Origin of the sequence: Gottfriedia sp. NPDC057991, assembly GCF_042886615.1 — a bacterium.
In the GTDB taxonomy this organism is placed as follows: Bacteria; Bacillota; Bacilli; order Bacillales; family Bacillaceae_G; genus Gottfriedia.
This window is the reverse complement of sequence record NZ_JBHVQN010000005.1, coordinates 129,764-142,656: the sequence shown is the minus strand read 5'-3', so window position 1 is coordinate 142,656 and position 12,893 is coordinate 129,764. Positions and strand designations below refer to the sequence as shown.

Below are 12,893 nucleotides of genomic sequence, written 5' to 3'. Positions count from 1 at the left end.
TTCAAAGTTCCTCTACTATTAATAACTTCATTTTGCGAATCTTACTATAAATGGGGGAAGAGTATGTTAAAGAGAACGAGTAAAAGTAAAATTGCAAAAAGCCTTACAGTAGCTGCTTTATCTACTAGTTTTATTTTAAGTTCTTTAAGTCATGTTTCAAATGTAACAAAAGCCGATGCTGTCTCAAATGCAGAAACAATTTTAGCTAAATTAACTCCACAGCAAAGAGATGCTTTACAAAGGATTTCAACGACTGATCAATCAGGTCTTTTTCTTGATTCAAATGTAAATCTAAATAGTCCTGAAACTGTTTCAGTAATTGTTTCATTTAAACAAAAACCACAGAAAATCGCTGTATTAGAAGCTGCTTTAAAAGGACAAGCTTTATCAGATTCAGAAGCAGCAAGCAATGCAAATGCAGATCATACTAAGTTTAAATCAGACATAGGTTCTTTATTTAAAACAAAATCTGATGGTTCATATAAAATAAAACGTGAATATAAACATGCATTTAACGGGGTAGCTTTAGAAGTCCCTGCAAATAAACTAAATGATTTAATGAAATCAACAGCTGTACAAGCTATTTATAGCGATGTAACAGTGAAATCGGAACTTCCAGTTGAAGGGAAAGATTCATCTACAAATTCAACAGGTAAAGGAATGGCAGATGAGCGTTCTTATTTACAAATTGATAAATTACATCAAGAAGGCTATACAGGTAAAGGAGTAAAGGTAGCTGTTATTGATACAGGTGTTGATTATAACCATCCAGACATTAAAGCTGCATTTAAAGGTGGATACGATTTCGTCGATAATGATAATGATCCAATGGAAACTACTTATGCTGATTATGTAAAAGCAGGTAAACCGTATGGAGCAACAGGCGCAGCAAATTATGTAACTGAACATGGAACTCATGTATCAGGTACGATTGTAGGGCAAGGAAAAAATAAAAGTGAAGATGCAACAACTGGTATTGCTCCAGATGCTGATCTTTATGTTTATCGAGTATTAGGACCAGGTGGTAGCGGTACAACTGATAATATCATTGCGGGTATTGATCAAGCAGTTGCAGACGGAATGGATGTTATGAATCTTTCACTAGGCGCAAATTATAATGACCCACTACTTCCTGAAAGTATTGCGATTAATAATGCTGTACTAAATGGTGTAACTGCAGTAGTTGCTGCTGGAAATGCAGGGAATAAAATGTATACGCTAGGTTCACCAGGAACGGCAGCTTTAGCGTTAACAGTAGGCGCAAGTAGTGTACCAATTACGACACTTGGAGGGAAAGGTGCGATCGACAATGCAACTGCATCTTTACTTTTAATGGCAAAAGGCGTTGGTGATGATGTTTCAAAATTAAAAGGTGTAACGAATTCGGTTGTAGATGTAAATCTAGGAGAAGCATACTCTGGTAAAGATGTAAAAGGTAAAATTGTTCTAATGAGTCGTGGAACGTATACATTAGATTCTAAAATTGCGGTTGCTAAATCACAAGGCGCTGCAGCAGTTCTTATGTATAATGACAATCCAACTGAAGGACAAATCCCAACCTTCTTAGGAGATGGTGTAAATTTCATCCCAACGTTCTCATTATCTAACGCAGATGGACTTGCTTTGAAGCAAAAGCTACAATCAGGTTCTGTTAACTTTACATTCACTGATATAGGTGAAGCGAAAACTCAGGGAGATACGTTAGCTGACTTCAGTTCAAGAGGACCTGCAAGATTAACTTATGATATTAAACCAGAAATTACAGCTCCAGGTGTAAGTGTATTATCAACAGTACCTGGTTTTATTAACAACCCAAATAATCCTTCAGATTATTCAAATGCATATCAGCGTATGTCAGGTACATCAATGGCTACTCCATTTACAACAGGTGTTGCAGCATTATTAAAACAAGCGAATCATAATTTACAACCAGAAGATATCAAAGCGATTTTAATGAATACTGCAGATTCTTTAAGTAAGCCATACAGTGTATTTGAACAAGGTGCAGGACGTATTGATCCATATAATGCAATCCATTCAACGATTGAAATTAAAGTGCAAGAAAAAACACCAACGATCATTAATGGAAGAGAAAAACAAATCAATGAAGAAACAGGTGCACTTAGCTTCGGAAATGTATCATTTAATGGAAATGACTATTCAGATAGCCGCACAATCACTTTGATGAATAGAGGAGAAAAGTCAAAAACATTTGATGTGAAAGTTAATTTCCAATCAAACTTACGTGGTTCAAAGGATGCAGCAGCAAATGGTGTAACTGTTCAAACTCCATCGACAGTTACATTAAAAGGAATTAGCCAAAAGAAAACAGCTATTACATTAACTATTCCAAAGACAGCAGAAAAAGGAATTTACGAAGGATATGTAGTATATACAAACAAAGATAATCCATCAGAAACATATCGTATTCCATTTGGCGTTCACTACGTTGAGCAAGGATTTGATTACTTCAAACTGTATAAACAATCAGTACCTGAATCGCTTAGTCAGAGCAGTCAAAAATGGAATCGAACAGATGCGGCTAACATTGCCTTAAAATCACATATGAGATCAATTGATGTCGTTATCTCAGATGCAAAAACTGGCAAAGACCTTGGTGTTGTTAATTCGTATGATGGAGTAGCATTTAATGAAGGTGTAGATATTTCACTTCCTTTCGTCTATTTTGGATTTTACTATCCATTTACAAATGATCCAGAAAATCCAATTGATACAAACCAAGATCATCTTGTCGTACCAAAAGCGGGGCAATATGTATTAAAAATGATTGGTACAGATGATAATGGAAAACAATATACTGTTAGTCAAGATTTATTTGTGGATGGTACAAAACCTAAATGGAATATGCATGTGGAGGGGGAAGTACCGGGTAAACAAATTGTTGAGTATAAAGATGGTCAGGATACTTTAGGTGTAACAGCTCAGATTACTGATGATAATGTAGATGTAAAAAAAGCAGCTGGTATGGCTGCAGATCAAACACAAAATCAAATTTACTATTCTTACAACTCTTGGTTACCAAATGGTAACTTGAAGCTAGATAAAGAGGGTAATGCATCCGATGATATTGCTATGTTACCGGGCCAAAGTGTTCTAAGTGTTAAATTTGAAGGGATGGACGAAGCAACAAATGGTTATCTTCAAAAACAATACTATTTTGTAAATGAACATACACCATATGTTTCTGTTGAAGCAAATAAACCGACAAAATTTAATGCAGCTTTTGTAAAACCAGGTGAAACTTTTACGATGACATTAAATGCAAATAATGTAAGTAAACTAGCGAAGGCAAATTATAAGTTCTCAGATACTCCAGGGACAAAAATTACGAAAATTTCATTGAATCCTGCTGCACAAAAACTTGGTGGAACACTAGATGTTAAACAAACTACATCGGGAAGTACAACTTCATCAGATGTTACTGTTAACTTTAACGGAACTTCAGGAATAGATGGGGACTTACCAATGGTTGATTTAACAATTGAAATTCCAAATCCACTAGATCCGAAAAATGCTTATTCATTTAACTCAGTAACATCACAATTTACAGATATAAATAATGTATCAACTAATGTTTTTTCAAGCGTTTCGCCAATCGGTATCTTAAATAATCAAACTGAATTCCAAGGTTATATTCATGCTCAAGGATTTTTAGATGCAAAAGGTAACTATGATTATTCAAAGGATTACTCAAAGATTTCGCCAACTTTAACAGTAATTGATAGTAATGGTAAAGTAGTCAAAACAAATATAGTTGCAAAAAATGGGTCATTTGATATTACAGGACTGGATCCATCAAAAGATGATTATACTTTAATCCAAGATATACCGGGTCATTTTACAACGCGATATTCGAGAATTAACGCATACTTTGGTTTAGATGACGGTGTATACGGTGTATCATATAGAGTAGGTGTAGAAAGTACTCCTTATGCAACTGCAGGAGATGTAAATAAAGACGATGTAATCGATCTAAACGATGCATTAGCAATCCAAACTTATTGGGGAACAAATAAACGTAGTGCTGATATCAATTTCGATGGAACTGTTGACGCGAAAGACCTTGCATTCGTAGAAAAGAATTACTTAATGCAAAATCCTTGGGTTCCAGCACCACCAAAACCAGTTAAAAATTATAAAGGAAGTACATTAGAGTCAATTAAGAGTCAATTAGGATTATAATAAAAATGTAAAAGCCTGTTCATATTTTGGACAGGCTTTTTACTTTAACTGTTTAGCCTTTGAAGTTTCGCGTCATTCAGTATAGAAACCTACTTCTCTATAGATTTCATAATTAGTTCTCAAATTGTGTTTTTTTCTATTGAAAAAATAGTAACATATATTCATAAATTACACTGAAAGATTGACACTGAAGTGGTACTGTTAAATCGTTTTTTTATAGAAAAGTGCAAAAATATTTTTCTGAAAATCAATTAAGCTTTAAATTAAATCATTAAAAGGTAATAAAATGCCAAATTTTAACCGAATTTTTAGTAGAAAATTGTCGAAAAGATGGCCTGAGTTGTAAAAGTATTGATTTTATTAGCATTTAATAACCCGATTGTTAATTATTAGAATATTCTAGATAATTAGTTTTACAAAGGAATCATTTAATGAAGAGCGATATTCGAATATAAAAACAGATCATTTTAGATTCATATAACTCTAACATTAGAAACTTCATTTGATAACTAGAATATTTGGGGGAAGAGCATGTTAAAAAGAACGGGTAATCGTAAACTAGTAAAAAGCCTATCAGTTGCAGTATTATCAACTAGTTTTGTGTTAGGTTCATTAGGTCATGTATCAAATGTAACGAAAGCTGAAAATGCTTCAACTGCAGAATCAATTTTAGCTAAATTAACGCAACAACAAAGAGAGGCATTACAAAAGCTTTCAAGTACTGATCAAACAGGGCTTTTTCTAGATTCGAGCGTGAACTTGAATAGTGCAGAAAATGTTTCAGTAATCGTTTCATTTAAACAAAAGCCACAAAAAATTGCTGTATTAGAAGCAGCTTTAAAAGGAGAAGTCTTATCAGAAGAAAAAGCACAAAGTAATGCAAATGCTGAACATTCAACTTTTAAAGAAGATTTGGGTGCTTTATTTAAAACGAAATCTGATGGCGATTATAAAATAAAACGAGAATATAAACATGCTTTTAATGGTGTAGCTCTAGAAGTGCCAGCAAATAAACTATCAAAATTAATGAAATCATCAGCTGTACAAGCAATTTATAGTGATGTAACTGTAAAATCTGAGCTTCCGGTTGAAGGAAAAGATGTTTCAGAGAAATCGACTGGTAAAGGAATGGCAGACGAGCGAACTTATCTTAAAATAGATAAATTACATCAAGAAGGTTATACAGGTAAGGGTGTAAAGGTAGCAGTTCTAGATACAGGTGTTGACTATAACCATCCAGACATTAAGGCAGCATTTAAAGGTGGATACGATTTCGTAGATAATGACAATGATCCGATGGAAACTAGTTATGCTGATTGGGTAAAAGCTGGTAAGCCAGGAGGAACTTCAGGTGCAGCAAGTTATGTAACAGAACATGGAACTCACGTATCAGGTACAATTGTAGGTCAAGGGAAAAATGAAAGTGAATATGCGACAACTGGTATAGCTCCTGATGCTGATCTTTATGTGTACCGTGTATTAGGCCCAGGTGGAAGTGGTACGACTGAAAATATCATAGCAGGTATTGACCAAGCTGTAGCTGACGGAATAGATGTTATGAACCTTTCACTAGGAGCTGATTACAATGACCCACTAATTGCCGAAAGTATTGCGATTAATAACGCAGTACTAAATGGAGTAACAGCAGTTGTTGCTGCTGGAAACTCAGGAAATAAAATGTATACATTAGGATCTCCAGGAACTGCAGCTTTAGCGTTAACAGTTGGAGCAAGTGATGTTCCAATTACAACGATGTCTGCTAAAGGTTCGATGGATAATGTATCTGCGGATTTACGATTAATGGCAAGTGGCTACGGTGATGACATTACAAAACTAAAAGGGCAAACTTTACCAGTAGTAGATGTGAATTTAGGAGAAGCATATACGGGAAAAGATGTTAAAGGTAAAATTGTCTTAATGAGCCGCGGAACTTATACGTTGGATTCTAAAATAGCTGTAGCTAAGCAACAAGGTGCAGTTGCAGTTCTAATGTACAATGATAATCCAACTGAAGGGTTAATTCCAAGTTATTTAGGAGAAGGCGTAAACTTCATTCCATCTTTCTCTTTATCAAATGCAGAAGGACTTGCATTAAAACAAAAACTACAAACAGGTTCAGCTAACTTTACGATCTCAGATATGAGTGAAGTAAAAACACAAGGCGACACATTAGCAGACTTCAGTTCAAGAGGACCTGCAAGATTAACTTATGATATTAAACCAGAAATTACTGCTCCAGGTGTGAGCGTACTTTCAACAGTACCAGGCTTTATTAACAACCCAAATAACCCTACAGATTATAAAAATGCGTATCAGCGTATGTCAGGTACATCAATGGCTACTCCATTTACAACGGGGGTTGCCGCATTATTAAAACAAGCTAACCATAGCTTACAACCAGAAGATATAAAAGCAATTTTAATGAATTCAGCAGATTCATTAAGCAAGCCATACAGCGTGTTTGAACAAGGTGCAGGACGAATTGATCCGTATAATGCAATTCATTCCACAATTGAAATTAAAGTACAAGAAAAAACACCAATGATTATCAATGGAAAAGAAAAACAAATAAATGAGGATACTGGAGCACTAAGTTTTGGTAATGTAGCATATGACGGAAAAGACTTCTCAGATTCACGTTCTGTCACTTTAATGAACAGAGGAGAAAAGACGAAAACGTTTGATGTGAAAGTTAATTTCCAATCAAATCTACGCGGTTCAAAAGATGCAGCAGCCAATGGTGTAACAGTTCAAGCTCCATCTTCAGTAACACTTAAAGGAATAAGTCAAAAGAAAACAAACATTACGTTAAACATTCCTAAAACAGCTGAAAAAGGAATTTACGAAGGATATGTAGTTTATACAAATAAAGATAATTCATCTGAAACATATCGTGTACCATTTGGCGTACATTTTGTGGAAAAAGGATTCCAAGATATGAGTCTACTACGCCAGTCTATTTCAACTGACCGTAATAATTTAAGTAATCCATTATTTGACCCATATATATTCGCTAAATTCTCGTTAAAGTCACACATGAGATATATCGATGTAGTTCTAACTGATGCAGTGACAGGTCAGGACTTAGGGTTAATGAACAGTTACGATGGTGTTAGATTTGATGAAGGTGTACAATATCAATTTTCGGCAGGAGTAGGAGTTTATTATCCTTTTACAGATGACCCTACTAATCCAATTAGTTCAAAATCGGTTTTAGCTAATGAAGGATTATATAAAGTGAAATTAATTGGATATGATGATGCTGGTAAGGCATATACGATAGCAAAGGATTTATTAGTTGATAATACGATGCCAAATAAATTCGATATTCACGTAGAAGGCGAGAAAGAAGGAAATCCATTTATTGAATATAAAGCAGATCAAAAGTCCGTCCCATATACTGCTTCAATCAATGACAAGTCAGTTGACATCATGAAGGCAGCAGGTATAAATGCAGATCAGTCTAAGAATACAATTGGCTATTACTATAATAGTCCTTTCATGGGTGGAAAACTTACTTTAGACGAAAATGGAAATTCTGCCAATGATGAAATTGAAATGGTACCGAGTATTGCAGCATCTTCTCTTCGTTTCGTTGCAGGCGACCAAGCTTCAAACTTGTTTGGTGACAAGCAATACTACTTCGTTAAAGAAGGTACTCAGTATGTATACGGTCAACCAAACTCTAAAACAAGATTAAACAAACTGATTACACATCCTGGTGATACAAATACAATTACACTTACTGCTAATAATGCGAATAAGTTAAAGCAAGCAGGATACAGTTTTACTACGAAAACAGCTGATACTGATATCGTAAGTATTGCATTAAATCCAGCAGCCAAAAAACTTGGTGGACAATTAAATGTAACAACGACAAATCCATCTAGTACGACCGTTAAATCTGATGTGAATGTAACATTTGATGGCTCACAAGATGTATCAGGTGATATTCCAATGGTTGACGTCACAATTAAAGTTCCAGAAATGAAAGATGTTATTTCTTCTTCTAGCTTTAGAACTGTTACATCAACTTTTACAGGTGTTGACAATATGGTGACGAAACCATTAACTTATATTGCACCAATCGCAGTTTTACCAAATTTCTCAAGTGTAACTAGTTATATTCATCCTGAAAGCTTCGAAAATGCAGATGGAACATTGAAAAAAGCGGATTATACAAAAATTGGAGCAAATGTAACGATTGTTGATCGTAATGGAAAATCTTACACAGGTACAATGGATAGTATTGGACAATTTTATATTCCTGGATTACCGATTACTAAGGACGCATTTACAGTCATCACAGATATTCCTGGACACTTTAATACGTACGGCAAATTTGACAGAGTTTATAACACGATGGATGGTTCTATGTACGGTATTGCTAAGAGAATCGGTGTAGAAACAATTGATGATGCAACTGCAGGAGATATCAATAAAGACAATGTAATTGATATTAATGATGCTCTAGCAATTGAAACATATTGGGGAACAAACAAACGTTCAGCAGATATCAATTTTGATGGAACGGTAGATGCGAAAGACTTTGCATTTGTTGAGAAGAACTACTTAATGCAAAACCCAGCTGTAGATAATGCGCCAAAACCGGTTAAGAAATCAAAAGGTAAGACAATTGATACGATTAAGAGTGAATTAGGCATTCAATAATTAGGGTGCCGAGGAAAAACCACAAGGAATATTTTCTTCCTTGTGGTTTTTGTGCGTTTTCTCTAAACAAGAGATCAAATTAAGTTCGAAAAGGATACTGTACAGTAGAATAGAAAGAAAAATGTTGTAAAAAAGTATGTTTTATTAGATTAAATTATAAATTTAATATATTGTAATATACAAAGTGGTTTGTTTATTATTATTTTATTCACTATAATATGTAAAACGTTAATAATTATTTTACGTTATATTTTCCCATGATATTGCAAAGGGTGGCTCAAAATGAATTTAGAAGCTGATGATCAAAGACAAGTTGTTTTACAAGTAGGAACAGTACTAAAAAAACTTCGTAAAGAAAGGCGTTTAAGTCTTGAAAACTTATCAGAATTATCGGGTGTGAGTAAGCTTACGCTAGGAAATATTGAACGCGGAGAAACAAATCCAACAATAGGAATGTTATGGAAAATTTCAAATAGCTTATCCATACCACTCATGGCTTTATTCTCATCTGAAAGTAATGTGAATCTATCTAGAGCCGGTGAGGGACTACGAATTGTTGGGGACGAAAATAACTGGGCAATTGAGCCGATGTTTCAAAATGTAATTAATAATATGGAAATGTATCGTGCTTATTTACAGCCAAATAGCACCTACCATCCGGAAAAACATCATCAGAATTCAACAGAAATCGCAACTGTTATGTCTGGAACCCTTACAATTACAGACAATAATGAAACATTTACACTAAATCAATATGATTCGATTAGTTTTTCTACAAACGGCACTCATTCATATGCCAATCATACCAACGATGTCGCTGTTCTCCATATTATATTAAAATATAGAATTTGAATTTCTATAGCTTAACCTAAGGTATACTTCAATCAACTTAATAGATTAGGTATTCCTTTACTAATTTAAAACAGTTCTCTCTTCATGGATAGATAGAAACTCGTCTTTACAGTAAAACATATTGAACAAACTACAATACATGAATTTTTTAAAAGCTAGGAGGAATAGGATGAATTCAATGGATCAAGTAATTAAAAAGGAGAATAAAGGGGCCATTTCAACTGTTGGCAAATCAACGGTTTGGATATTGATTGTCGGTATTGTATTTATTGCTGCTAACTTAAGGGCCCCTTTAACCTCAGTAGGACCAATTGTTGGTCTTATTAAGAATGATATGGATATTTCAAATACATTGGCAGGAATGATTACTACGTTGCCATTATTAGCTTTTGCGTTTTTTTCACCTATTGTACCTAAATTAGGGCAAAAATTTGGGGTGGAACGAATAATTTTTGGTTCTATTGTCTTTTTGACTGTTGGTATTGCTATACGTTCTCTATCAGGCGTTACTGCTTTATATATAGGTACGGCTATTCTTGGTTTGGCTATCTCCGTTGGTAATGTATTGTTACCTGGCCTGATTAAACGTGAATTTCCTGAACGAATTGGCTTGATGACGGGCGTGTATTCCATTTCTATGAACTTATTTGGAGCAATAGCTTCTGGTGTGAGTGTTCCCATTGCACTTGGAGTGGGATTTGGATGGAAAGGCGCACTGGTAATTTGGGGGATTTTAAGCTTTATATCTATTTTAATTTGGTTACCACAGTTGAAACATCTTAACGCGAAAAGGGATACTGTTCATAATAAAACGGCTAATAGTCATGTGAATTTGTGGAGTTCGGCACTAGCGTGGCAGGTAACCTTGTTCATGGGACTGCAGTCAATGATCTTTTATGTACTTGTCGCCTGGCTGCCAGAAATTCTTAAACAACAGGGATTGAATTCAAGTCAGTCTGGCTTGATGCTTTCTGTTATGCTAGTGGCTTTGCTGCCATTTACCTTCATCGTCCCAGTCATCGCAGGGCGCATGTCCAGTCAACGTTCGTTAGTGACTATTGCAGCAATTTTATTTTTAATTGGGATGTTTGGGTTACTATACGGTAGTTCAAATTTAATCGTCTTGTGGATCAGCGCTTTAGGCATAGGAGGAGGATTCGCATTTAGCCTAGCCATGATGTTTTTTGGCTTACGTACAAGGAATGCGCAACAGGCTGCGGAGTTATCTGGTATGGCCCAATCGATTGGATACCTGCTTGCGGCAATTGGCCCAACCCTATTTGGGTTTATACATGATGTAACCAATAGCTGGAAGATTCCACTTTTAATATTAGTTGGTGCATCGATTCTACTCTTTATATTTGGTCTTGGAGCGTCCAAAGCGCAATATATTGGTTCTGCCCAAAAGGAAAACGTATAAATTGGAAATGAAATGATCGTTTGCTCAAAAAAATCAAAACTGAGCCAAAATAAAAAAGGGATGTCCACAAGTTAGAAATTTAACTTATAAGACATCCCCTTTATTTGTAATTGAATTCTAAAAAATAATTAAAAGGCGAAGCAAAAAACAAAAACCATTTTTAATCGATTGTTGTCCAATCTTGCGACCATTTCATTAATTCCTTAATAACTGGTTCTAAAGCCAGTCCTTTTTCTGTCAAAGAATATTCGATTCGAACTGGAGTTTCTGGGTATACATCTCGTTTTACAATACCTGCTTGTTCTAAATCCTTAAGTCTTTCTGAAAGGACGCGCCCGCTAATTGGCAAAGTTGATTCGATTGTACAAAATCGTTGTGATCCAGAAAGCAGTTGAAAAATTATAAGAATTGCCCAGCGTTTACTAATTAACTCTACGCTTTTTTCAAACCGAGGGCATAATAAAGAAAAATCCATTTAAAACCACCTCACCTATATCCATATTATAACTAAATTTGTATTAATAACAAGATTACGATACATAAATTTATTACTTGACGTAAGCTTATTACTAAATTAAACTTACTTACATAAAGTAACTAAATAATTTTTTTAGAAAAATAATAAATGTCTATAAATAGGTGGCAAAACAACATGAATATGAATACAGATGTATGTATTGTTGGTGCAGGACCAGGTGGTGCACTACTAGCATATTTGCTTGCAAAAAATAATATTTCAACTGTTCTTGTGGAACGACATAGTGGAATTGATAAAGAATTTAGGGGGGAGCATCTAAATTCTCAAGGTGAACAAATATTAAAAAAACATCATCTTTATGAAAAAGTTAAAGAATACGGACTCCTGCTAATGGATCGTGTTGAATATTGGAATGATAATAAAATAATAAAAAGTATTTTTCCATCACAAGGTTCAAAACACGTTGGTATTCATGTTCCACAAAATCATTTATTAAATGTTATTTTAAAAGAAGCAAATAAATATGAAAACTTTAAACTTGTAATGGGCACACGTGTGTCTAAATTAATAGAAGATCAAAATGGTCGCTATATTGGTGTTAAAGCAATAAGGAATGGTACTGAAATAACAATTAATAGCTCGATTATAATTGGTGCCGACGGTCGATTTTCAACGATTCGTAAATTAGCAAATATACACACGGATATTATAAAACATGGGTACGATCTACTTTGGGCTAAAGTACCAAGACCAGCAAGTTGGGATCCAACAGTTAGATTAACATTGATTAATAAACAACAATTGGCTTTGTTTACTCAAGCAGGAGGGTTTATTCAAATTGGATGGAACATAGAGGAAGGTTCTTTTCCGAACTTAAGAAGTAAATCTTTCAATCCTTTTGTAAATCAGTTAATTGAAGCATTTCCAGAACTGACTGAAACTGTTCAAGATAATATAAAATCTTGGAACGATTTTGTATTATTAAATGTTCAAAGTAGCCGTAGCAAAACATGGGTAAAAGACGGCTTAATTATAATGGGTGATGCGGCACACACAATGAGTCCTACTGCTGCGCTTGGTGTAAATATTGCAATGAAAGATGCGGATACTTTAGCAGAAATCATTCAAGATGCTATTCAAAACAAAGATACTAGTACAATAGTGTTAAAGAAATTTGAATATGCTAGACGAGGAGAAGTTGAAAGCTTACAAAAGCAACAACTAACACAGGAAAGTACATTCAAACATCACTTTGATGTGACTATATAA

General features: G+C 34.6%; 6 protein-coding genes. 5 read left to right on the top strand and 1 reads right to left on the bottom strand.

Annotated features, from left to right (window positions below):
- The first annotated feature begins 63 nt into the window (after positions 1 to 63).
- From ACFVR2_RS17300 to ACFVR2_RS17285, 4 genes are all read left to right on the top strand, one after another.
- Positions 64 to 4,203 carry a S8 family serine peptidase gene (locus ACFVR2_RS17300; RefSeq protein ID WP_387364290.1) on the top strand — a complete coding sequence of 1,380 codons (4,140 nt, stop codon included), beginning with the start codon at positions 64 to 66 and terminating at the stop codon, positions 4,201 to 4,203.
- Positions 4,204 to 4,734: 531 nt separating this feature from the next.
- A complete protein-coding gene (locus ACFVR2_RS17295; RefSeq protein WP_387364287.1) occupies positions 4,735 to 8,874 on the top strand; it encodes a S8 family serine peptidase in 4,140 nt (1,379 codons plus the stop codon).
- A 282-nt stretch (positions 8,875 to 9,156) separates the two neighbouring features.
- A complete protein-coding gene (locus tag ACFVR2_RS17290; RefSeq protein WP_387364284.1) occupies positions 9,157 to 9,726 on the top strand; it encodes a helix-turn-helix domain-containing protein in 570 nt (189 codons plus the stop codon).
- Between the two features lie 169 nt (positions 9,727 to 9,895).
- Positions 9,896 to 11,146: a CynX/NimT family MFS transporter gene (locus ACFVR2_RS17285; RefSeq protein ID WP_387364281.1), complete on the top strand. Its 1,251-nt coding sequence runs from the start codon at positions 9,896 to 9,898 to the stop codon at positions 11,144 to 11,146.
- 160 nt (positions 11,147 to 11,306) lie between these two features.
- On the opposite strand, the gene ACFVR2_RS17280 is transcribed toward ACFVR2_RS17285, so the two are convergent.
- On the bottom strand, positions 11,307 to 11,621 hold the full coding sequence (locus ACFVR2_RS17280; RefSeq protein WP_025671317.1) for a winged helix-turn-helix transcriptional regulator: 315 nt from the start codon (positions 11,619 to 11,621) through the stop codon (positions 11,307 to 11,309).
- Between the two features lie 177 nt (positions 11,622 to 11,798).
- Here ACFVR2_RS17280 and ACFVR2_RS17275 point away from each other — a divergent pair, with 177 nt between their 5' ends.
- Positions 11,799 to 12,893 (top strand): FAD-dependent monooxygenase, encoded by a 1,095-nt coding sequence (locus tag ACFVR2_RS17275; protein WP_387364278.1) that lies wholly within the window; start codon positions 11,799 to 11,801, stop codon positions 12,891 to 12,893.

Bases quoted from the DNA above. Each gene is read 5' to 3' on its own strand.
- ACFVR2_RS17280 (WP_025671317.1), bottom strand. From the start codon at position 11,621: ATGGATTTTTCTTTATTATGCCCTCGGTTTGAAAAAAGCGTAGAGTTA.
- ACFVR2_RS17290 (WP_387364284.1), top strand. From the start codon at position 9,157: ATGAATTTAGAAGCTGATGATCAAAGACAAGTTGTTTTACAAGTAGGA.
- ACFVR2_RS17295 (WP_387364287.1), top strand. From the start codon at position 4,735: ATGTTAAAAAGAACGGGTAATCGTAAACTAGTAAAAAGCCTATCAGTT.
- ACFVR2_RS17300 (WP_387364290.1), top strand. From the start codon at position 64: ATGTTAAAGAGAACGAGTAAAAGTAAAATTGCAAAAAGCCTTACAGTA.
- ACFVR2_RS17285 (WP_387364281.1), top strand. From the start codon at position 9,896: ATGAATTCAATGGATCAAGTAATTAAAAAGGAGAATAAAGGGGCCATT.
- ACFVR2_RS17275 (WP_387364278.1), top strand. From the start codon at position 11,799: ATGAATATGAATACAGATGTATGTATTGTTGGTGCAGGACCAGGTGGT.